Source organism: Corynebacterium efficiens YS-314 (assembly GCF_000011305.1).
GTDB lineage: Bacteria > Actinomycetota > Actinomycetes > Mycobacteriales > Mycobacteriaceae > Corynebacterium > Corynebacterium efficiens.
In genome coordinates this window covers 1668566-1691001 of sequence record NC_004369.1, presented here as the reverse complement: position 1 = coordinate 1691001, position 22436 = coordinate 1668566, and the positions used below count along the sequence as shown (strand labels likewise).

General features: G+C 62.5%; 20 protein-coding genes and 1 riboswitch. Of the genes, 13 read left to right on the top strand and 7 right to left on the bottom strand.

The window, feature by feature from the left end; genetic code table 11:
* Positions 1-8: 8 nt before the first annotated feature.
* Genes CE_RS08020 through CE_RS08010 form a run of 3 tightly spaced genes read left to right on the top strand, consistent with a single transcriptional unit; the run spans position 9 to position 3143 of the window.
* Positions 9-602, top strand: a complete 594-nt coding sequence (locus CE_RS08020; RefSeq protein ID WP_006767609.1) for an FxsA family protein — start codon at positions 9-11, stop codon at positions 600-602.
* A complete protein-coding gene (lnt, locus tag CE_RS08015) occupies positions 599-2269 on the top strand; it encodes an apolipoprotein N-acyltransferase (protein ID WP_006767608.1) in 1671 nt (556 codons plus the stop codon). The genes CE_RS08020 and lnt overlap by 4 nt, the downstream gene beginning before the upstream one ends.
* A gap of 55 nt (positions 2270-2324) precedes the next feature.
* Positions 2325-3143, top strand: a complete 819-nt coding sequence (locus CE_RS08010; protein WP_006767607.1) for a polyprenol monophosphomannose synthase — start codon at positions 2325-2327, stop codon at positions 3141-3143.
* A gap of 99 nt (positions 3144-3242) precedes the next feature.
* Here the strand turns inward: CE_RS08010 and CE_RS08005 are convergent, their stop codons facing one another.
* Positions 3243-3635: an RNA polymerase-binding protein RbpA gene (locus tag CE_RS08005; protein WP_035108805.1), complete on the bottom strand. Its 393-nt coding sequence runs from the start codon at positions 3633-3635 to the stop codon at positions 3243-3245.
* A gap of 252 nt (positions 3636-3887) precedes the next feature.
* On the opposite strand from CE_RS08005, the gene CE_RS14925 reads away from it, so the two are divergent.
* Genes CE_RS14925 through CE_RS07990 form a run of 3 tightly spaced genes read left to right on the top strand, consistent with a single transcriptional unit; the run spans position 3888 to position 5222 of the window.
* Positions 3888-4238 (top strand): hypothetical protein, encoded by a 351-nt coding sequence (locus CE_RS14925; protein WP_011075532.1) that lies wholly within the window; start codon positions 3888-3890, stop codon positions 4236-4238.
* Complete coding sequence (locus CE_RS07995; RefSeq protein WP_006767604.1) at positions 4235-5035, top strand: YceI family protein; 801 nt, start codon at positions 4235-4237, stop codon at positions 5033-5035. Before CE_RS14925 ends, CE_RS07995 begins: the two co-directional genes overlap by 4 nt.
* 1 nt (position 5036) lies before the next feature.
* Positions 5037-5222 carry a hypothetical protein gene (locus tag CE_RS07990; protein ID WP_006767603.1) on the top strand — a complete coding sequence of 62 codons (186 nt, stop codon included), beginning with the start codon at positions 5037-5039 and terminating at the stop codon, positions 5220-5222.
* A gap of 866 nt (positions 5223-6088) precedes the next feature.
* On the opposite strand, the gene CE_RS07985 is transcribed toward CE_RS07990, so the two are convergent.
* Positions 6089-6766: a DNA alkylation repair protein gene (locus CE_RS07985; RefSeq protein ID WP_035108801.1), complete on the bottom strand. Its 678-nt coding sequence runs from the start codon at positions 6764-6766 to the stop codon at positions 6089-6091.
* A 598-nt stretch (positions 6767-7364) separates the two neighbouring features.
* On the opposite strand from CE_RS07985, the gene CE_RS07980 reads away from it, so the two are divergent.
* Complete coding sequence (locus tag CE_RS07980; RefSeq protein WP_006767601.1) at positions 7365-9095, top strand: hypothetical protein; 1731 nt, start codon at positions 7365-7367, stop codon at positions 9093-9095.
* Positions 9096-9637: 542 nt separating this feature from the next.
* Positions 9638-10984: a hypothetical protein gene (locus CE_RS07975; RefSeq protein WP_006767599.1), complete on the top strand. Its 1347-nt coding sequence runs from the start codon at positions 9638-9640 to the stop codon at positions 10982-10984.
* On the opposite strand, the gene CE_RS07970 is transcribed toward CE_RS07975, so the two are convergent.
* Together CE_RS07970 and CE_RS07965 are read right to left on the bottom strand one after the other, a co-directional pair.
* Complete coding sequence (locus CE_RS07970) at positions 10965-11924, bottom strand: arsenic resistance protein (protein WP_006767598.1); 960 nt, start codon at positions 11922-11924, stop codon at positions 10965-10967. The genes CE_RS07975 and CE_RS07970 overlap by 20 nt on opposite strands.
* A 13-nt stretch (positions 11925-11937) precedes the next feature.
* On the bottom strand, positions 11938-12510 hold the full coding sequence (locus CE_RS07965) for a manganese efflux pump MntP (protein ID WP_035108800.1): 573 nt from the start codon (positions 12508-12510) through the stop codon (positions 11938-11940).
* A gap of 268 nt (positions 12511-12778) precedes the next feature.
* On the opposite strand from CE_RS07965, the gene CE_RS07960 reads away from it, so the two are divergent.
* Both CE_RS07960 and CE_RS07955 read left to right on the top strand, forming a co-directional pair.
* On the top strand, positions 12779-13255 hold the full coding sequence (locus CE_RS07960) for a phosphoribosyltransferase (RefSeq protein WP_006767596.1): 477 nt from the start codon (positions 12779-12781) through the stop codon (positions 13253-13255).
* Between the two features lie 196 nt (positions 13256-13451).
* A complete protein-coding gene (locus CE_RS07955; RefSeq protein ID WP_006767595.1) occupies positions 13452-14858 on the top strand; it encodes an MFS transporter in 1407 nt (468 codons plus the stop codon).
* Between the two features lie 11 nt (positions 14859-14869).
* Here the strand turns inward: CE_RS07955 and CE_RS07950 are convergent, their stop codons facing one another.
* A complete protein-coding gene (locus tag CE_RS07950; protein WP_006767594.1) occupies positions 14870-16186 on the bottom strand; it encodes a class I SAM-dependent methyltransferase in 1317 nt (438 codons plus the stop codon).
* 375 nt (positions 16187-16561) lie between these two features.
* Between CE_RS07950 and CE_RS07945 the strand changes: the two genes are divergently transcribed.
* From CE_RS07945 to CE_RS07935, 3 genes are all read left to right on the top strand, one after another.
* The gene (locus tag CE_RS07945) at positions 16562-17977 is read left to right on the top strand and encodes an NAD(P)/FAD-dependent oxidoreductase (protein ID WP_006767593.1); all 1416 of its coding nucleotides are present in this window, start codon (positions 16562-16564) and stop codon (positions 17975-17977) included.
* Between the two features lie 129 nt (positions 17978-18106).
* Positions 18107-18207: riboswitch (TPP riboswitch) on the top strand.
* Positions 18201-19013, top strand: coding sequence for a hydroxyethylthiazole kinase (gene thiM, locus CE_RS07940; RefSeq protein ID WP_011075524.1), 813 nt, complete (start codon positions 18201-18203; stop codon positions 19011-19013). It overlaps the preceding riboswitch by 7 nt.
* Positions 19010-21229 (top strand): bifunctional hydroxymethylpyrimidine kinase/phosphomethylpyrimidine kinase, encoded by a 2220-nt coding sequence (locus CE_RS07935; RefSeq protein WP_006767589.1) that lies wholly within the window; start codon positions 19010-19012, stop codon positions 21227-21229. The genes thiM and CE_RS07935 overlap by 4 nt, the downstream gene beginning before the upstream one ends.
* Positions 21230-21235: 6 nt before the next feature.
* Here the strand turns inward: CE_RS07935 and CE_RS07930 are convergent, their stop codons facing one another.
* Complete coding sequence (locus CE_RS07930) at positions 21236-21835, bottom strand: class I SAM-dependent methyltransferase (protein ID WP_006767588.1); 600 nt, start codon at positions 21833-21835, stop codon at positions 21236-21238.
* 68 nt (positions 21836-21903) lie between these two features.
* Positions 21904-22368, bottom strand: a complete 465-nt coding sequence (locus CE_RS07925) for a PaaI family thioesterase (protein WP_006767587.1) — start codon at positions 22366-22368, stop codon at positions 21904-21906.
* Positions 22369-22436 lie beyond the last annotated feature (68 nt).

Here is a 22436-nt window from a genome sequence, read left to right as displayed (position 1 = left end):
GTTGGGGTGTGCCTGCAGCAATAGCAATACCGTACTTTGTCATTGAAATCCTCGCCTTCATGGCGGTGGTCATGTGGCTGGGGATCGGCTGGGCCATCGGCCTGTTGTTCCTCGCCTTCTTCGGTGGCCTCATCCTCGCCGCCGTGGAGATGCAACGCATCAGCCGTGCCGCCGCCATCGCCCAGAAATCCGGGCAGGGTAACCCCGGGGCCATCGCCGGCAACTTCGGTCTCACCGCCGCCGGTGCCATCCTGGTGGTCATGCCGGGATTCGTCACCTCCGTGCTGGGACTGCTCCTGATGTTCCCACCCACCCGCGCGCTCATCCGGCGCACGCTGGCCAGGCGGCTGCGCACCGCGATCGAGGACCTCGGCGTCCGTGGTTTCCAGGCCGCCAACGGTTTCCGCCCCCAGACCTCCTACGGTGGTTTCGGAGCAGCCAGCGCCACCCCCGAGCAGACCGCCCGCCCCATCATCCTCGATGAGGAGGAGATCCAGGAGTGGACTTCAGATCTGCGCCCCGAGGACTTCGGTACCCCGCGTGACGGGAAAACCGATGACGACCCCTCCGGCCTCTCTGATGGCGAGGACCGGGATAAGTGACCGTTCTCATCCGCGGGACCATCGCCGCTCTCGGTGGCCTTCTCGTCTATGCCTCCCATGAACCCGTCGGGTGGTTCCTCGCCGGTATCGTCGGCACCGCCCTGCTGTATATCTCCCTGGCGCCCTGGAGTAGTGGGGGCCGTGGTGGTCGTGGTGATCGGGTGGCGGCCGGACCGACCATCGCCCAGGGCATGCTCTACGGCTTCATCCACGGGTTGATCCAGTATCTGCTGCTGTTGCCGTGGATCGGGGAGTTCGTGGGCAATCTGCCCTATATCGCCCTGGCGGTGACACTGGCGCTGTACTCCATCGCCCTCGGTGCCGGAGGCGTGGCACTGGCCAGGTGGCGCAGGTGGGGCGCATTCCTGTTCCCCCTGTTCTACGTGGCGGTGGAGTACCTGCGCAGTAGCTGGCCCTTCGGCGGGTTCGCCTGGGTGCGCCTGGCCTGGGGACAGATCAACGGCCCCCTGGCCAACCTGGTCTCCCTCGGTGGGCCCGCCCTGGTCACCGCGGCCACCGTGTTCGTGGCGGTGGGGCTCGCGGTGGTACTGATCAACCGTGAGCGCCTCATGGGACTCGGGGTGGCCGCCCTGGTCCTGCTGATGGGCCTGACCACCTCCCTCTACATCGACCGGGACGGCACCAGCTCGGAAGCGGTGTCGGTGGCCGCCGTTCAGGGCAATGTTCCACGCATGGGCCTTGACTTCAACGCCCAGCGCCGTGCCGTGCTGGCCAACCACGTGCGGGAAACCCGAAACATCGACGAGCAGGTGGATCTGGTGATCTGGCCGGAGAATTCCTCCGATGTCAACCCGTTCACCGACCCGGAGGCCGCCGCCCTCATCAACTCGGCGGTGGATGCCGCGCAGGCCCCGATCCTGGTCGGCACCATCACCCGTGATGAGGTCGGTGCCCGCAACACCATGGTGGTCTTCGACCCCGAGACCGGGGCGGGGGAGTACCACCACAAGAAATACCTCCAACCCTTCGGCGAGTACATGCCCTTCCGGGAGTTCTTTCGACTGTTCTCCCCGTGGGTGGATGCCGCGGGCGATTTCAAACCGGGCGACGGCGCCGGCACGGTGAGCATGAACGCCGCCAGCCTGGGTCGTGCCGTGGTGGTGGGCATCCAGACCTGTTATGAGGTGATCTTCGACCAGGCGGGCAGGGACGCGATCGCCAACGGGGCGGAGTTCCTCTCCACGCCGACCAACAACGCCACCTTCGGTTTCACCGACATGACCTACCAGCAGCTGGCCATGAGCCGCATGCGGGCCATTGAATTCGACCGTGCCGTGGTGGTGGCCGCCACCTCGGGTGTCTCCGCCATCGTTCTGCCCGATGGGACCGTGGAGCAGAGCACCCGGATTTTCGAGGCCGCCACCCTCACCGCGGACATCCCACTGAAGCAGACCGTCACACTTGCAGCCCGTGTGGGTTTCTATGTTGAATTGGTGTTGGTTATCATGGGAACATTGGCCGGCATCGCCGCCCTGTGGTTCAACGCACATTCCCGGAACCGGGTTGGTACGTCGGAGCCATCCAAGAAGGTGGCTTCGCGGAAACAACCGGCGAAGAAGACAGCCCCGTCATCCCGAGGGGGGAACTCCTCCGGTGCGGGTAAACAGCGTGCTGCATCGGCCCGCGCGACCACACGTCGCAAATGACCCCATCCATCTTCACAACTAGGTCCGTGTCATGCGGACAAGGAGGCCCACCCCGATGAGCAAAGAGGCACCAGGGGCTACCGCTACCACCTTGGTCATCATCCCCACCTACAACGAGCTGGAGAACCTCCCCCTGATCGTTGACCGGGTGCGCACCGCCACCCCGGAGGTGGACGTGCTCATCGTGGATGACAATAGCCCCGACGGCACCGGTGACCGTGCCGATGAGCTGGCCGCCGCCGACGACCACATCCACGTGCTCCACCGCACCGAGAAGGATGGACTCTTCGCCGCCTATCTCGCCGGTTTCCGCTGGGGTCTGGACCGCGACTACAGCAACCTCTGCGAGATGGATGCCGACGGCTCCCACGCACCCGAGCAGCTCCATCTCCTGCTCGCCGAGATCGACAACGGCGCGGACCTGGTCATCGGTTCCCGCTACATCCCCGGCGGCAAGGTGGTCAACTGGCCGAAGGACCGCTGGGTGCTGTCCAAGGGCGGCAACATCTACATCTCCCTGGCACTGGGCACCGGGCTGTCCGACATGACCGCCGGCTACCGGGTGTTCCGCCGTGAGGTCCTGGAGGCCCTGCCCATGGATGAACTCTCCAAGGCCGGGTACATCTTCCAGGTGGAGATCGCCTACCGTGCTGTGGAGATGGGCTTCGATGTCCGCGAGGTGCCCATCACCTTCACCGAACGCGAGATCGGTGAATCCAAGCTGGATGGCAGCTTCGTCAAGGATTCCCTCCTGGAGGTCACCCGCTGGGGCCTGAAGCACCGCGCCACTCAGGCGAAGGAGCTGTCCAAGGAGATCGCCGGCCTGGTCGCTTACGAGTACAAGCACTGGCGCAAGCGCAACGACTGGTTCTAGCGGGTCTTTTCGTCGACAAGCACCAGTCGAGCACCAAAGGCGGTGCCCCCAACCAGTTTGATGGTTGGGGGCACCGCCTTCTTTAAGGTGGGGGAGGCGCTACTCGGCTGCCTTCTCCGCCTCCTCGGCCTCCTGCTGGGCCTTGAGCAGCTTGGCTGCGTTACGACGACGCTTACGCAGCGCCTCGATCCGCTCCTCGAGGAGAACATCGAGCTCCTCGATGGAACGACGCTCAAGAAGCATGTCCCAGTGGGTACGTGGGGGCTTGACCGGCTTGGACTCCACTCCCTCACCCTCGACGAGGGTGCCGAGCTTACCGTTCTTGCACATCCACTCCTCGGGGATTTCCGCATCATCAGCGAAGGGGACCTCGTAGATTTCTCCATCATCGGTCCGGTATTTCACAAGCTGGCGTGGTGCCAGGTCGTGATCCCTGTCGGTTTCATAACTCACGGCGCCCATGCGGCTGCCACGAAGAACGCGATCTGCCATCTAGGTATCAGTCCTTTGCCCTCGGTAAAGCGGATATCAGCAACACCTGTCACTGATTACAGTCACAAGGTATAACGAATCAACCGCGCTATTTGTTCCCTGGTATTCTACCTCTTTCACTCGGCGGGGGGTTCGGCAGGGTTCGACAGGTGGGCGGATCAAGTCCGCACACCCGTTCGGAGAGTGGTTAGGTAAGACCTATAAATGGGGTGGTGAACTCGCGAATCGTTCTATGGTGCCTGATCGACTAATGTGTTATCCGTGCAGAACAAACTCCCAACCCAACAGGTTCCCACGTGTTCCTGGTGCGGAAAGGACATTGCCCCCTCAGGTCGTGGACGGCCGAGGAAATACTGCAAGCAGGCATGCCGGCAGCGTGCCTACGAGCAGCGCAACAGTGTCTCAGGTACCACCATCCCCGTGAACGCCGTCATCATGACGCCGGAACGGGCAGACGAGCTCCGGGATTCCCTCTTTGAGCTCAGGTGCGCAGCCGAGGATATCGCCACCGCGGTGGACGAGGGAGAGAACGCCCGGGAAGTCACCGCGCTGTGCACCGAATTGGTGGAACTGGCTCGAAGAATTGAGAAGTTGAGGTCATGAGCAACACATCCGCAGATCGTCCCCACGACGATGTCACCCCTTCCGCTGGCACCCCGAATTCCCAGGGACCGGGCTCACGGACAACAGGCGCCGCCACCGGCATCGCCTCACCGCGTTTCCGCACCCCGATCATCGTCGTCGCCGTCATTCTCATCGTCGGTCTGGCCCTGGTCGCCGTGATCCCGCCGATCTACACCCTCATCATGGGACCCGGCCTCAAGACCGACGGCATCCACCCGGAGGGGGCACAGCCCGCCACCACGGACATGAACGGCAGCTGGAGCGTGGTTCCGGGTTCCATCCCCAATACCACCTCCGCGGGTTTCACCTTCGATGAGATCCTGCCCGGTGAGGAGAAGACGACCTCCGGTTCCACCTCGGGTGTCACCGGCGAGATCGAGATCGCCAACAACTCCCTGGTCTCCGGTCTGGTCACGGTGGACATGACCAACATCAGCACCGATCAGGAAAAGCGCGATATCAACGTCCGGATGAAGCTCTTCAACACCGATGAGTTCCCCACGGCCACCTTCGAGGTCACCGAATCCGTCGACCTGTCCTCGATCCCGGATGACGGCACCGTCGGCCAGGTCGTGGTCCCCGGGGAGCTCACCGTGCATGGTCAGACCAATGAGGTGGCCCCCACCTTCGACGTCCTGCGCGACGGTGACCAGGTCATCATCGCCTCCGACATCGAGATCAACCGCCTCGACTACGGTGTGGAAACCCCGGAGTTCGTCGCCGCCAAGATCGCCGAGTTGGGCGAGATCAACGTCCGCCTCGCCCTGGAGAAGTAATATGCTCGCAGCCCGCATGATTCCCGCACTGTGGTTCCGTCTCATTGTGCTGCTCGGTTTCACCCTCTTTATGACGTGGGAATCGGCCTATATCTTTAGCATCATCGCCCTTCTGCTCACCGCACTGACCGCCTGGCAGCTGCGCACCGCCTACCGCCACCGCGAGAGCCCGCGCGCCGACACCTAGAGCTGGCAGGCTTTTCGACGCCTTCACCGCCCCCTGATCCTCGTCACCGACCGGGGTGACACCGAGGACCGAGGGGGCGGTTTTCTCTGTCCTGATGTGGGGGTTGGGTTTTATCGCCGGGGTTTACAGGGGTGATAAATGACGTCAGACCTCCAGTCGGCGCGCGGGGGTAGCGCGGGTTGTAAGAAGCCTGGATAGGAAAGGGGTCAGGGTTGAAAGCGGCAGGTGGGGACGGGGAATGAGTCCTAATGGTCCCGGAGCTGGGGGACGGAGCAGCGCGGTTGCTCCCCTGGGGGCAGGGGTGTTGGGAGAAGTCGCCGTGCAATGCAGGAGCTGCAGAGCATCGGAGCAGAAGCGTTCCGACGAAATTCTGCACTGTGGTTTGGCGGTGCGAATTTCAAGCCCTCATTGTCGGAGGGCCTTGGCGTGAAATGTATAAATCAATGGTTAAAATCTGACGTCAGACCTCCAGCGGGCGCAACGGGGGTGGAGCAACAAAAATATCCGAGATGAACTAAGGTCAGGGCAGCTTTCCCTTTGGTGAGGGGCCGGCTGGGGCAGGAGAGGGTGGGTGCGTTTCAGCGCATTGATCGAGCGGCAGGGGAGTACCCTTCGAATTGCCACATTCCGTGGAGGCTCCAGGTCGGACCCAGTGAACGTGGGGAAGGCTCATAATTTTGTCCGGGAGGGAAGGGACGAGGGCAAAGGGTGCCTGGAAGCTCTGCGGGGAAAGTGAGGCGGTGTGCGCCAGGCCTGAATGACGGTGATGACGAAAAGGTGACGCAACGGGCAGTTCCGGGGGATCCGATTGATTTACGTCATAGTGACGAAATTAGTGGCCTATGAGAATGTGATCGGGAAGTGGTCTACTTCGCCTCTCGGCGGCGGACGATCTCCTCAATCCAGATCGGCGCAAATGGAGAAGTGCAGTTGGGTGGCGTCGGGTAATCCCGGAGCACCCCGAGACGTTCGCCAATGTCGATCGCACGTTGCCTGAGATCCGGATGCTCGATGCCGATATTGGCCAGGGTCTCATTCATGTTCCACTGAAGGCGTGGTGACGCATCAGCCATGTCAGATTCGATACTTTTCAGGAGGGAATCCGGATCAATCTGGGAGGGCGCGGCTGTGATGGCGAAGGTGTTCAGGGACCAGCCGGCGGCACGGACCGCATCGTCTGGATCTGCCAGCCAGTGCCGACGTAGCTCATCCCAGTCGGGATGCTTTTTGACCACGTAGTTGATCAACCAGTCGGTGACCTTGGGCGTGCGTGCCTCACGGATCATCGAATCGAGCTGATCCGTGGAGAATTCCTTCGGCCGGCAGATCAACAGGGACACCAGGCGTCCGGCAGTGTCGCCGGAGTCCCAGAGCCTGAGGGCGAGTTCCTGATTCTTCTTCAGGTCTTTGGCCACGGCACGGAGCTTTGTCAGGTTGACCGCATGATCATCGCCGTGGCGTTCATTGACGGCGAGGATCTTCGGGTCAGCGAGAGCCTCCAGGGTGCGGAGGGTGTCAGCGCCGGTGGCGTCAAGGGAGCTCATGGGAATAAACCTACCAGTGAGTGTCCGCATAGATAGTTCGACCATAATGCCCAACTGTCCGATAATGTACATTATGTCATTTAAGCTGGATGTGGATCTCCCCTGATACTGCCGCCCGGCGCCTGATGTTTCCCTCATGCTCTCGGGCTGGCCCGATCCGACTCCCCTTCAGCCCTTCCTCCTTGAGATCTACTCTCGACCTGTCCACCGATTGCGGACGACAATCCTCTTGCCCTGTGCTTTCGCTCAAACATCCTTCAGTACCCTGTCGCCCTGCCGCTGCGATCCTCCAGCGGCAGGGCGAGCTGCGCGCGAATGTGTGCCCGTGTGGGATTTCTGACGAAACTCCGGCCCCCCTTCGTTGGGTTCGATTTATCCTGTGGGCCAATCAATCGGCCACCGGGTCCACGTGTGTAAAACCGGGCCCACACGATGCCGAAATGGGTAGTAATACTGATTTATATCTCATTATTCCTTTATATGCGCAGATCAGAATTTAATTCACGACTCTTCCCATATGCTTTTGTGAGAGATATCATAAGTTATGTCTATCCCACGCGAACATGGTAAACGACAAGCTATCGTTATCATTCACGGAATGGGCGAACAACGCCCCATGGGTACCCTCCGTGGCTTTCTCAAAGGGACCCATCACAAGGACGACCAGTTCTACAGTCGTCCCTACGAACTCACCACCGCCTCCGGACAACCGAACTACGAGCTGCGGCGGTTCACCACAAGCGAGAGAACAGGAGATCAGGATGACGATGTTCCCTACCGTATGAGAACAGATTTCTTCGAACTCTACTGGGCGCATTATTTCGATACGGGGGATGCTCAATACACCTGGAAATGGATCCGTAAAAATACATTCAAAAAGCCGTTCTGGCGACATATCAAGCAGGTCAGGCTGGGGATTGCCGTATTGCAGCTGCTGGTGTTACTTTTCCCCCTCACCGTGCTGGTCACCGTTCTCACACCCGTGAGGGGTTGGGAAATCTTCGGTTGGGGCACCGAGAAGACTTTGGCCATCCTTATAGGCATCTGTATTGTCGAGGTACTTATAGGGACCTTGCTGTCCTCCTTCCTCCGGGAAGTGCTTTCCGACCCTCCCCGCTATCTCATTCCCGAACCCAAACACGTCAGGGCACGCAATGAAATCCGGGATGAGGGTGTCCGTCTCCTCCGTGAGATACATGAGAGGGACTACTACGAACGGGTCGTGGTGGTCGGCCACAGCCTCGGCTCCATCGTGGGCCTGGACATCCTCCGTCTGGCATGGGAGGAATATCGTCATCCCGACCCCTATCTGCAATCCCAGAATCCTGCTAGGGATGCAGAACTCGCCCTGCGCTTTGATGACATAATCCGCAAACTCCCCAATGAGTTGACCCCGGATCAGATGCGCACATGGCAGGACACCCAGCATCAACTGTGGCAGGAATGTCGCAGACGGGGAATGAAATGGCTGGTCACCGACTTCATCACCCTCAGCTCTCCCCTGGCCCATGCTGACTGGCTGATGTTTGACGGCCCGCAAGACATGAAAAAGAGCTTCAAGGAACGCGAATATCCCACCTGTCCCCCTGACGTGGGACGGGGAATCTTCTATGGGGGGAAGTACAAGGATGCTAAGGCTGGCCGTACCGTCAACCCTGATGCCCTGGTACCGCATCACGCGGCACTCTTTGCTGTCACCCGGTGGTCAAACGCCTACTTCCCCGCCTACCGCTGGTACGGGGATCCGGTGGGTGGAGATGTGGCAGCGACATTCGGCAGAGGCATCCGGGACGTGAAGGTCAGGGTGAAATCCTGTAAACCTGGTTCCCTGAGACAGGTGCTCGGGGTTGCGCACCTGAGCTATTGGAACCGATACCTTGATCCTGACTGGGATTGCCCGGAGAGCGATACCGCCATCATCCAGGCACGGGAGAGAATGGATCGCCGAACCGGAACCCGGGTTGCCCACCTTGTACTCCAGGAGTTCCTGCACCTGGATTTCAAACCTCTGGAGCCCTCGGAAGGCAAAGACACCACTGTTCCAAGTGCGCCTAGTGTGCCTGAGATGGATCTGCCTGAACCGGAGACTCTGTCACCAGCCATCCAGCCAGTCCCCGCTATAGCCGCCGGCAATGTCATCGACCAGGTTGCGGCATCGATGATGGTCCGCCCCCATGCATCCGGTGAAGACAAGCCGTCGGACACTCTGGCAGATGCTGCTGTGGCGGAGATCCCGGTGGAGGATATTCCTCCTCCCATCCCAGAGATAGTCAGCCAGAAGGACATGCCCAAGCAGACACCATCCGATCAACCCCCGGCGCCTGTCTAAGAAGCAGCCCCTACCCTACTTCCCCACCCTCAGCCCACCGGCCCCGCACTCCGAAATCTCGGAAGTGCGGGACCGGTGGGCACGTCCATATGCCTCTCCCCTGCGCTCCGTATCCTGTCGCGTTTTAGTTGACACGTCGAACAACTGACTTGATCTGAAGCCTTTTTAAGGTATTAAACTGGAGAGATTTAATTCTTACCCCTGTGAAAGCCCGAAGGAGGTCTGACGTCATTTATTAAACCCATGATTAAAAAGGGTAGTGCGGAAAACCCAGAAAATTCCCCGAAATCCCGCAGGATGAAACCGAATCAACCGCCGTCGCATCCTCCTGAAATCACCTGATCAACCGCATTTTCAACTACTCATTCCGAATCAACCACCCCTGCGGTCTCCCCCGGGATAGCATGAACCATGGCTACCAAACGCATCACCGAGCAACGCCAGGCGGTTGTGCTGATCCACGGCATGGGTGAGCAGCATCCCCTGGACACCATTCGAGCGTTCCTCCGGGGCACTCATCCCCCGGGTGCCCGGTTCTTCAGTTGGCCACAGCGACTCGGGGGCAATACCGCGAACTGCGGCGGTTTTCCCGTCGACATCCGGAAACCGAGTTCAAGACCGACTATTTCGAGTTCTACTGGGCGCACCACCTGCAGGCCGGCAGCGCGCGGTATGCCCTCCTCTGGGCGTTGAAGAACGCATTCCGGACACCACCGGAGAAGGGGGATCGTGCGCTGCTGCGGTCGTTGAACATTCTCAGGGCACTGTTGATTGTCTTCCTACTCCTGGCGCTCGCGATCGGGGGTTGCCTGTGGCTGATCTACCGCAATCCCGATCCGATTACCGGGTGGCAGCTGGCCGCCTCCATCGTTCTGACCGTCGCGGCGCTGGCTCTCACGGTTCTTCTGGTGTTGGCCTGGAAATTCCTCGCCGGCCAGTTGGCGGATGCTGCCCGTTATCTCACCCCGGATCCGGCGAATATCGAAGCCCGGAATGCGATCAGGAATGAGGGTTTGGAGCTATTGAGGCATATTCATGATAGCGGGGTGTACAACCGCGTCATCGTGGTGGGCCACAGTCTCGGATCCGTCATCGGTTTCGACATCCTCCGGCTCGCCTGGGATGAACTGCGGCATCCTGAGGTGCCCTCCACCGTCCCGGACACGATAGCCAGGGAATTCACCCGGGCAGTCCTCGAACTGCCAGCCAAGCCCACCCCGGAAGAGATCGAGGCATGGCAGCAGACCCAGCACGCGCTGTGGGTGGAGTCCCGCAGACGCACCATGCGGTGGTTGGTCACCGACTTCATCACCCTCGGCTCTCCCCTGGCCCATGCCTCCTTTCTGCTGGATGATGATCCGGGGCGGTTCCGGGACCGTCTCCTGGAGCGTGAATACCCCACCTCTCCACCGGATGTGGACACCACCGCCACCGGAGAGATCAGGGATATTTTCTACACTGAGCATTACGAGGCGGATGGCGGCGCCTTCGAAACGTTGGTCGCCCATCACGCAGCGATGTTCGCCGTCACCAGGTGGACTAATGGGTATTTCCCCGTGAAGGGGCTCACCGGGGACCCGATTGGTGGGCCGGTCGCGGAGGAATTCGGTCGTGGTATCCGAGATGTCGCCATTCGTCTAACGTCAGATAACACAAGGCTCCCTCAGGACCTGATTGTCTGGCCCCATCTGAAATACTGGGCTGCTGACCTCGACCCGGCGCGCCACAGTACGGACCCTGAGGTGCTCGCAGAACGTCGCAGGTGTGATCTGGAGACCGGGACCCGCGTGGCGCATGAGTCGCTGCGGGAGTTTCTCCGCCTGGATGAGATTCCCCCGGTGCTCCCGGATCCTGAGGTGGCGGTGGATGTCACCTCGCCTTTTGCGTGATCAGCCTGGGGATGAGTCGGACCAGGATGACCATGAAGATCAGTTCCACCAGTGTCTGGGTCACCACCACTACCGCTGCCAGTCCGAATGCGGGTGGCAGTGCGAGTGCGAGGGGAAGAACCACCAGCGAGTTGCGTGTCGCACCCGAGAAGACCACGGCGCGCGCCGCAGCCGGCGGCTGTCCCCCGAGCTTTGCGACGCCCATTCCCACCGGCACCATGATCAGCGGGAAGGCGATGTACAGCGGGATGACCTGCAGCAGCTGCCCCATCTGGTGACTGACCGCGTCGACCTGCGAGGTGACGACCACGGTGAGGGTCAGCATCATCACCGGGACCATGAGGCCTTCTGCCAGGGCCATGATCCGCACTGCGTGGAGGGCCTGGGTTGCGGCTGCCAGAAGGAGGGGTAGCACGATAAGTAGCAGGAACGCCTCCCCGAATGCCGCGAGGTCGATTACCCGGAACAATCCTGGTCCGACCATCAGGCCCATGTACACCGGGATGAGGACTATCTGGGCAAGCATTAGAAGTGGCGTGGCTGCCAGGAGCCTGGTGTGGTCTCCCCCGGCGAGGCCGGTAAACACGATGACGTAGTCGATACACGGTGCGAGGAGCACCAGCAGCACGCCGACGAGCAGAACCTGATCGTGGGCGATGACTCTGCTCAGGCCAAAGACCACGATGGGTGCCACGAGGAAGTTGAGTACGAGCACGGTTCCGAGGAAGCGGATGTCCCGGGCTGCCTCCCCCAGGCGTGTCAGGGGGATCCCCAGGAAGGTTGCGTACAGCAACACCATCAGCACGGGGTTGATGGAGGCCTCTGCACCCGGTGCCACCTGTGGCCTCGTCAGACCCACTACGGCACCGGCGAGGATCGCCGTCAGGTACAGGAGGATCTGGTGGCGGTCCCACCACTGGATTATCGCTGACGGATTCATGGTCCCTGGCAGTTTAGCCGAGCATGTGGTCGAACAGGATGTTGCCACCGAGCCCGATGAGGACCAGGCCACCGATCACCGTGGCCCATCCCCCGAAGCGTCCGCCGCCGTGATGGCCCATCCAGGCGCCGACGAGGGAGAGGACGAAGGTGGTCAGACCCATCGCCAGGGCCAGCGTGATGATGGGGGCGTGGACGAAGGCCATGCCCATTCCGACCGCGAGTGCGTCGATGCTGGTGGCCAGGCCGAGTATGAGCGCTGGGCGGAGCTGGACTGCACCGGTGTCGATGACATCGACATCTGCGTCCTGGTGGAATGCGTCCCAGATCATCTTGGCCCCCACTCCGGCGAGCAGCAGGAAGGCCACCCAGTGGTCGATGGCGCGGATGAAGGACAGTTCTGCGAAGAAGTACCCGATCCCCCATCCGATGACCGGCATGAGCGCCTGGAAGACCCCGAAGATGCCGGCCAGAATCAGGGACCGTTTGATGATGTTGACCCGGATGGCGGTCCCCCGCGCGATGGAGCAGGCGAAGGCGTCCGCGGCGACACCGCAGGACAGCAGCATGACGTGGACGAGGGGCATGGTGTTCCTTTGAGTGGGGGCGAGTAAAAGGCACCCCATGTCCACGTAAGTGGAGGGTGCCTTGACGAGACAATCTTAGTGGCCCGGGTATGGAAGTCAACACACACAGACATGTTCGGGCATCTGAACTTTTTTGTTCTATCCGCAGGTCACGGCGGTGGCACCTGGTGGCGGCTGCATGGGGGGTCGTCGATAAGCGTCCCCGACCCGGCGCGCAGCCGCAGGGTGATTCTGAGGTTGGCCGCTGCGGTGGATAGACTCAAGCACCATGACACAGGAACGTGAGATTCTCACCTATGAGCTGTTCGGGACAGCCATGCGTGAGTTGGCCCAGGAAATCATCAATGACTATAAGCCCGACTGCGTGCTCTCCATCGCCCGTGGGGGGTTGCTGATCGGTGGTGCGCTGGGTTATGCCCTGGGCATCAAGAACGTTTCTGTGATGAATGTGGAGTTCTATACCGATGTCGGGGAGCATCTCCAGGAGCCTCTGATGCTGCCGCCGACACCGAAGGCGGTGGATCTGAGCGGTATGCGGATCCTCGTGGCGGATGATGTCGCGGATACGGGTAAGACCATGGAACTGGTTCATGAGTTCCTCGGTGACAATGTGGTGGAGGTGCGCACCGCTGTGATCTACGAGAAGCCCCACAGTGTGTTCAAGCCGGATTATGTCTGGCGTAAGACGGACAAGTGGATCAACTTCCCGTGGTCCACTCTCCCGCCCGTGGAGAAGCAGGTGTAGGACCCCCGTTAAGAGTTTTCTCAGCCCCGGCCGATACATAGGCCGGGGCTGTTGCATTTACCGGCACGCTTCCCATTAAATGGGATAAACTTCCCAAACGTTTCATATCATGGGATTGACAAGTGGGAAATAGCTGTGAAATCCTTATCTCCGCTTATATGGATTTCATCATTTACTGAAGGGGGATCGACCAGCCATGTCATCCACACCCACGGACTCGTCGGCGGTTACCACCGTCGGGGCCGATAACGGACACACCACCACGACCGGGCAGCCATTGGTCGTCGACAAGGCGACGAAGCGTCGGGTCGCCGCCGCCTCGACCATCGGCACCACCATCGAGTTCTACGACTTCTACGCGTATGCCACCGCGGCGGTCGCCGTGTTCCCCATGCTGTTCTTCCCGGCCAACGACAATCCGACGGTGAACCTGTTGGCGTCATTTGCCACCTTCGGTCTGGCCTTCATCGCCCGTCCCCTGGGATCGATCATCTTCGGGCATTTCGGGGATCGTGTGGGGCGCAAGGCCACGCTGATCGGTTCCCTGCTGACCATGGGTGTCGCCACTATTCTCATCGGCATGCTGCCCACCTATGACCAGATCGGCATCATCGCCCCGGCGCTGCTGGCGCTCATGCGTTTCTGCCAGGGCCTCGGTCTGGGTGGTGAATGGTCCGGTGCCGCGCTTCTGGCCGGTGAGAATGCTGAACCCGGCCACCGCGCCCGCGCCGCGATGTGGCCCCAGCTGGGCGCACCGTTCGGTTTCTTCCTGGCCAATGGTTTCTTCCTCATCCTGGTGGCCACGCTCGGCCACCAGACCGGTGACACCGGCGATGCGTTCATGACCTGGGGTTGGCGCATCCCGTTCCTGGCCTCGGCGGTGATGATCATCATCGGCCTGTGGGTGCGTTTCTCCCTGGAGGAGACCCCAGTGTTCCAGCAGGCTGTCAACCAGGGCAAGCGTGTGAAGTCGCCGCTGAAGGAACTGTTCGCCACCTCCTTCGGCCCCCTGGTGCAGGCCACCTTCATCATGCTCTCGACCTACACCCTGTTCTATCTGGTGACCACCTGGATCCTGTCCTATGGCATCGGTGACCGCTCCCGGGGCCTGGGCCTGTCCATCCCGTATTTCGAGTTCCTGCAGCTGCAGCTGGCCACCATCCCGTTCTTCGCCATCATGATCCCGATCTCCGGGTGGCTGGCCGATGTGTGGGGCCGGAAGAAGACCCTCATCCTGGCATCCGTGCTGCTGCTCGCCTTCGGCATGACCTTCACCGCACTGCTGGATCCGGCCACCGCCACCAAGCCGACCGTGTTCATCTTCCTCATGGCGGGTATGGCCATCATGGGTCTGATCTTCGGCCCGATGTCGGCGATCCTGCCAGAGCTGTTCCCCACCAATGTCCGCTACACCGGTTCGGGTATCGCCTACAACGTCTCCTCGATCCTGGGTGCTGCGATCGCCCCGTTCATCGCGACCTGGCTGGTGGCGGAATACGGTGTGGCGCAGGTGGGCATCTACCTGATCATCGTCACCCTGATCACCTTCGGTGCGGTGCTGACCATGAAGGAGAACAAGAACAACGACCTCACCCAGGTCTAGGACCTGTGTGCTTATCGACGCCCGCGTCGGTTCCTGGTGGTCAGCGTGAACTGCGCGGCGTCCAGGTGGCCGAGCCGGAGCAGGGCCTCGATGAGGGCATAGTGGTAGACCCACATGCGGCGGAAGACGGCATCAAAACCGTCAGCCGCCGCTTCTCTCATCTGGCCCTCGAAGATCTCCCGCTGCAACTGCACGCTCTTGAGATAATGCCCCGGGAAGTGCACCTCCGCGATCACCCGCAGTGAGGACTCCCGGTCGGCGAGCTGGTGGATCTCTGACACCGTCGGGAATTTCAGGGCCGGCCAGATATAGGCCCGCAACACCCCGAGTGCCTCCCGGCCGACGGGTCCGAGCTGATCCGTGGCCACCAGTGACTGCATCGCCACATACCCGCCCGTGGCGAGCATCCGGTCCAGCGCCCTGATATACCTCTTCGCGCCGGATGTGCCGACGACCTCGAGTTTCTCCATGGACACGATCGCGTCATAGGATCCGCCCCAGTCCTCCCGCCCCGGGATCGCCCGGGGAATGGTGCGGATATGGACATCCTTGTCCGCCCCGGCCAGGATCAACAGCTCCGACAGGCCCGGCACCTGCGATTCATCGGCGGTGAGCACATCCACGGTGGCGTTCCTCCGGGCAGCCAGTATGGACAGCGCACCACCGGAGGCCGGGTACTCCAGCACATGCGACCCGGACCGCACACGGGCGGCATCCAACAACCGTGCCGCCGCCCGGCGCTGGGCCTCCCCCAGATCCTCCCGTTCCACCGCCACCGGATCCGCAATGCGGGTCACATCAACGAAATGGGATCCGGGTTCGCGGTTCCTGCCCGCCCCGGGGACAAAACTCTTCACCGCGGTGCGCAGCGTGGTGGGCACCCCGGAGGCGAAGACCCCACCGAAGGCACTCATCCCATCCCCGGAACTGAGACGGATCAGCTCCCCGGGCAGGGCACCACCGTTGTCCTGGGCACCATCCGGCAATCCGACCGGGGGCGTGAGCCTGCCCCGCGGGCGGAAACCCACCCGGATCAATTCCGTCAGCACATCAGCGAGTTTATCGCTGCGCCACTCGCCTGCCATGTAGCTTTCCGCCAGACCCAGCCATCCGTTGGCGGCCAGACGCGGAAACAACTCCTCATGGTCGATGGTGAGATCCGGCTCATCCCCGAGCAGGTCCAGGCCGGCGCTCTCGCAGGCCCGGGCGAACCTCGCCTCAGCCTGTCGGGCACGGACGTTCATCAATACCGCATCAGGTACCGTCGCAACCCCCGGCCATTCCTCGGGGTCGATCGACCCCAGATGGCGCAAACGCGTATCTACCATGCGTTTTGGTGCACCTCCAGGTGGCATCACGGCATGAAACCGAAGCGGATATTCCTACAGTCTGAAAGTGTAGACCCAACGGCTGGCACAGCGGCGGAGACACGGCCGGGGCACAGTCGGGGCACCGTACCCCGAGGCCTGATCACCCATGTCAGAAAGGTATCAGTGATTGTCCATTCATTGACGTGACACGCGCCATAATTACCGGCATAATGAACAGATACGGGCGTGAATACCACATATTTCACAAAAACAGACAGGTTTGGACTACCCGATCCTGTGGGTTCTCGTTGGGAGGGCTATTGTTGATAGGTATGTGGCGCCCACCTACTAGCGCCAGTTAATTTTCTTCAACGACCAGGAGACAGTGACACCATGTCCGAGAACCCCACCCGCCCCGAAGGCGGCCGCCACCACGTCGTCGTTATCGGTTCCGGCTTCGGCGGCCTGTTCACCGCCAAGAACCTGGCCAAGGCAGACGTCGATGTCACCCTCATTGACCGCACCAACCACCACCTCTTCCAACCTCTGCTCTACCAGGTGGCCACGGGCATCCTGTCCTCCGGCGAGATCGCACCGTCCACCCGTCAGATCCTCAGCGGCCAGGACAATGTCAATGTGATCAAGGGTGAGGTCACCGACATCGACATCACCAAGCGCACCGTCACCGCCTCCCTGGGTTCCTACACCCGGGTCTACGAGTATGACTCGCTGGTTGTCGGTGCCGGTGCCGGTCAGTCCTACTTCGGCAACGACCACTTCGCCCAGTTCGCCCCCGGTATGAAGACCATCGACGATGCCCTCGAACTGCGCGCCCGCATCATCGGCGCCTTCGAGCGTGCCGAGGTCTGCGAGGACCCGGCCGAGCGTGAGCGCCTCCTGACCTTCGTGGTCGTCGGTGCAGGCCCCACCGGTGTGGAGCTCGCCGGCCAGCTCGCCGAGATGGCCCACCGCACCCTCGCTGGTGTTTACACCAACTTCAACCCCTCCTCCGCCAAGATCATCCTCCTCGACGGTGCCCCGCAGGTCCTGCCCCCATTCGGCAAGCGCCTGGGCCGCAACGCACAACGCACCCTGGAGAAGCTCGGTGTGACCGTCAAGCTCAACGCCCTGGTCACCGATGTCGACGAGGAGGCCGTGACCTACAAGACCAAGGACGGTGAGGAGCACCGCATCCCGTCGTTCTGCAAGATCTGGTCCGCCGGTGTGGCCGCTTCCCCGCTGGGCAAGCTCATCGCCGATCAGGCCGGTGTCGAGGTCGACCGTGCAGGTCGCGTCAAGGTCAACCGTGACCTGTCCGTGGGCGAGTACAAGAACATCTTCGTCGTCGGTGACATGATGGCCCTGGATAACCTCCCGGGTGTCGCGCAGGTGGCCATCCAGGGTGGCGAGTACGTCGCCGAGCAGATCGCCGCGGAGGCCGAGGGCCGCTCCAGCGATGAACGCGAGGACTTCGACTACTTCGACAAGGGCTCCATGGCCACCGTGTCCCGCTTCTCCGCCGTGGTGAAGATGGGCAAGGTCGAGGTCACCGGCTTCATCGGCTGGCTGCTGTGGCTGGGCGTCCACCTGATGTTCCTGGTCGGTTTCCGCAACCGCTTCGTCTCCGCGATCAGCTGGGGTCTCAATGCCCTCTCCCGCAAGCGCTGGAATCTCGCCACCACACGTCAGCAGCTGCACTCCCGCACCGCGCTGGCCAAGCTCGGCCAGGTCATCGATGAAAAAGACGGTGACGTGCCCATCGAGCTGAAGGACACCACCCGTTTCGGTGCCGCCAACAAGCTGAAATAGGCCCACCCCCAGCTCGCCCCCACCCCCTGACCCCGCCGGAACCTCCCGGCAGGTGTCCGGGGGTGTTGTTGTCTGTCCGGGGTCATCCCCACCCACCAGCCATACAGACCAGACCTTTTGCTAGGGTGAGAACCAGGCACGGGGTGCCTGTCCACCGTGGACAGGCTGAGAACACACCCGTTGAACCTGCTCTAGCTCGTACTAGCGAAGGGATGGCCGTTGCATGGCTGACTCATATCTTCATGCGCCCACATTGGTGCGCGCCACCACCCCACTTGTCCAATGCCTGACCAATGCCGTGGTCATGCAGTTCACCGCCAATGCCCTCCTGGCCATCGGGGCCAGTCCCGCGATGGTGGACACGCCGGCTGAATCCTTCGATTTCGCCGGGGTGGCAGACGGGGTCCTCATCAACGCCGGCACACCGTCGGCCGAACAGTATGCCGGGATGGAACGCGCCATTGAGGGAGCCACCGCTGCCGGTACTCCCTGGGTACTTGACCCGGTCGGTGTGGGTGGTCTGGCGGAACGTTCGGCGTTCCTCCGTCGGGCCGTCGACAAGCATCCGGCCGCGATACGCGGCAACGCCTCGGAGATCGTCGCGCTGGCCGGTCTGGGCGCCGGTGGACGCGGGGTCGATGCGACCGACGACGTCGCCGATGCCGTGGAGGCCGCACAGGTGCTCGCCCGGCGCACCGGCGGGGTCGTTGCCGTCACCGGAGCAGAGGACCTCATCGTCTCACGTGGACGTGTGTCGTGGCTTAAGTCCGGGGACCCCATGCTGCAGCTGGTCATCGGCACCGGCTGCGCCCTCGGCGCGGTGACCGCCGCCTACCTCGGTGCCACCCAGGACACCGACATCGACCCCCACGACGCGGTGGTCGCCGCGCACGCCCACCTGGGGGCCGCCGGCCGCATCGCCGCCACCCGTGCCACCGCACCGGGCTCCTACGCCGTAGCGCTTATCGACGCACTCCACCAACTCGACCGCAACCAGCTTGCCAACCTGACCCACCTCCGGGAGGAGAACCGATGACCGATTTCAGCCTCTACCTCGTCACCGACCCACACCTTGGAGGTGGCCCCGAGCGGGTCGCCGGGATTGTCGAGGACGCCATCAACGGTGGTGTCACCGTGGTGCAACTGCGCGACAAGGATGCCGACGAGCAGACCTTCCGGGAACATGCCATGGAGCTCAAACGGGTGTGCGACCGCCTGGGGGTGCCCCTGTTTCTCAATGACAGATTCGCCGTGGCCGCGGAGCTGAGCTGCCACGTGCACATCGGCCAGGGGGATCTGCCCTATGTGCAGGCCCGCCGGCAACTGCCCGGGCATCTCATGATCGGGTTGACCATCGAAACGATGGATCAGCTCGAGACGGTGATCGCCGACTGTACCCGGGCGGGCATCGCCCTGCCGGATGTGGTCGGTCTCGGTCCCGTCCAGGCCACGGACACCAAACCGGATGCCCCGCAGGCGGTGGGTGTGGACGGCGTGGCTGCCATGGCCAAGGTCGCACGTGCCCACGGTATCGCCTCCGTGGCGATCGGCGGGGTCGGTCTTGCCAACGCCGCTGATCTGGCGCGTACCGGGGTGGATGGACTGTGCGTGGTCTCGGCGATCATGGCGGCCCCCTCCCCGGCGGAGGCCGCCCGGGAGCTGCTGGATGTGTGGGAGGCGGGGCGTCGCGTGGCACAGCCACGGGTGCTCACCATCGCCGGCACCGACCCCACCGGTGGTGCCGGTGTCCAGGCTGATCTGAAATCCATCGCCGCGGCCGGTGGCTTCGGAATGTCGGTGATCACCGCCCTGGTCGCACAGAACACCCATGGTGTCACCGGGGTCCACACCCCGCCCGCCGACTTCCTGGATGAGCAGCTGGAATCAGTGTTCTCCGATGTCACCGTGGATGCGGTGAAACTCGGTATGCTCGGCCGGGCTGACACGGTCCGTCAGGTCACCGGGTGGTTGCGTACCCGCCCCCACGGTCCGGTGATCCTGGATCCGGTCATGGTGGCCACCAGCGGCGACAGCCTGCTGGACCCCGATGCCACCGAGGCCCTGCTGGAGCTCGCGACCGTGGTCGATGTGATCACCCCGAATATCCCGGAGCTGGCGGTGCTGTGCGGTGAGCAACCGGCTCCCTCCTTCGATGCGGCGATTGAGCAGGCGCGGCGTTTCGCCACAGACGTGGGCACCACCGTCATTGTTAAGGGTGGACACTTGACTGGTCCCCGTGCTGATAATGCAGTGGTGTATCCGGACGGCTCTGTCCACATGGTGGCCAACCCACGTGTTGACACCACCAACAGCCACGGGACCGGATGCTCACTCTCGGCGGCGCTGGCCACCCGGATGGGTGCAGGTCACCCGGTGGATAAGGCGCTGGACTGGGCGACGCGCTGGCTCAACGAGGCACTGCGCGGTGCCGACGCCCTGCAGGTGGGCTCCGGCAGCGGGCCGGTGGATCATTTCGCGGTGACCCGGCGTCTGCTGCGTGCCGCAGATGCAACGCCGTGGCCACATCTGCGGATGGGTGCCCCTTCGGATGGGATCATCACCCCGTCCGACACACAGAGTCCAGCCCCAGCCCTTGCCCCGGCGGGCCCCTACACCCGGGCGCTGTGGGAGGCCACCGGTGATGTCCTGGGTGAGATCCTCGACTCCGGGTTCATCCGGGGCCTGGGTGATGGCACCCTGTCGCGGGAGGAATTCCTCTTCTACATCGATCAGGACGCCCACTATCTGCGCCAGTACTCCCGCGCCCTGGCCACCCTGAGCTCGCGCGCACCGGATGCCCCCGCACAGGTGGACTGGGCCACCAGCGCCGCCGAGTGCATCACGGTGGAGGCGGAACTGCACCGCACCTACCTGAACAAGGGCCTTGCAGAGACCGGGGTATCCGCCCCCTCACCGGTGACCATGGCCTACACCGATTTCCTCATCGCCCGCTCCCACGCCGATGACTACGTCGTGGGCGCGGCCGCGGTCCTGCCCTGCTACTGGCTGTATGCGGAGATCGGACTCATCCTGGCGAAGCAGAACCACCCCGAACACCCCTACACCGACTGGTTGGACACCTACTCCGGTGAGGGGTTCCTGGCCGGCACGGTCAAGGCCATCGCGCGCGTGGAGGCGGCGATGGCCGGGGCTGGTCCTGACCAGCAGCGGGTTGCCGCGCAGACCTACCTGAGTGCCTGCGTCCACGAACGGGAGTTCTTCGACCAGGCCACCAGACAGGGCTGGAACTAGCGGAATCTAGCTGGCGGGCTGCTGGTTACGTGTGAACACGGCGACGAGGAACTGGGACTCTGCGACAAACGGATGCAGCTCCCAGGACTCGTAGGCGTTTTCCAGCTCAAAACCGGCAGCACGGGCGGTGGCCAGGAAATTCCCGAAATCCCAGCCCCGGCCCGCACCGAAACCGATGACGGCGCGGCCGTGCGGGGCGAGTGCGCGGTGCAGATTCCCCAGGGCGGGCTGGCGGCCCTCCTCGGCGAGGAAACCCATGACATTGCCAGCGGAGACAATCAGATCGAAATTGTCCTCCGGGATGGGATCGGTGGACAAGTCCCCCACCACCCACCGGGCCTTGGGGTAATCCTGCTTGGCGTAGCCGATGAGTACCGGGTCCAGGTCGGTACCCAGGACATCATGGCCACGCTCCGAGAGGTAGCCACCGATGCGTCCGGTGCCACATCCGGCATCGAGGATCCGGGCACCGCGGGGCGCCATGGCGTCGATGAGACGGGCCTCGCCGTAGATGTCCTCCCCCTCGGCGACGAGGTTGCGCCAGCGTCGGGCGTAGTTCTCGGAGTGGGACGGATTGTTGGCGGTGATTTCTTTCCAGGTTGGCATGTACCCGAGTATAGGAAGACCCCGGCGCGCCGGGTTCGGAGGATGGTCAACTGCGGGTCAGTGTTCCGTCAGCCCAGGACCATGGTGCGCAGCGTGGTGCGGGCCACCAGTTCACCGTTGTGGGTGCACAGAATCTGCCAGACCTGGGTGCGGCCGCCCTTCTGGATGGCGGTGGCCTCGGCCCGGATCACGCCGTCACGGACCGAGGCGATGAAATCGGTGTTGTTGTTGACCCCGACCACGGGTTTGCCCCGTCCGAAGATGATGCCCGCCGTGGACCCGGTGGATTCCGCGATGGCGCAGTAGACACCACCGTTGACCAGGCCGGCGGGCTGCAGGTGGTTTGCGGTCACCCGTAATTCGCTGACCACGCGTTCGGGGCCGACCTCCACATACCGCAGACCGAGGGTGCGGTTGAGGCCTGCACTGGCGTTGTTGAGCTGTTCCAGCTCATCCCCGGTGAGGGGACGTTGTTCGGCGATCCGTGCCATGGAGAAGACATCGGTGATGGTATTCGGGGACATCTGAGACATGCCATCAGCATAGTGGGGCCGCGTCAGCGGATGTGATCTAAATGATATTACCTTTTGGGTGATTCCTG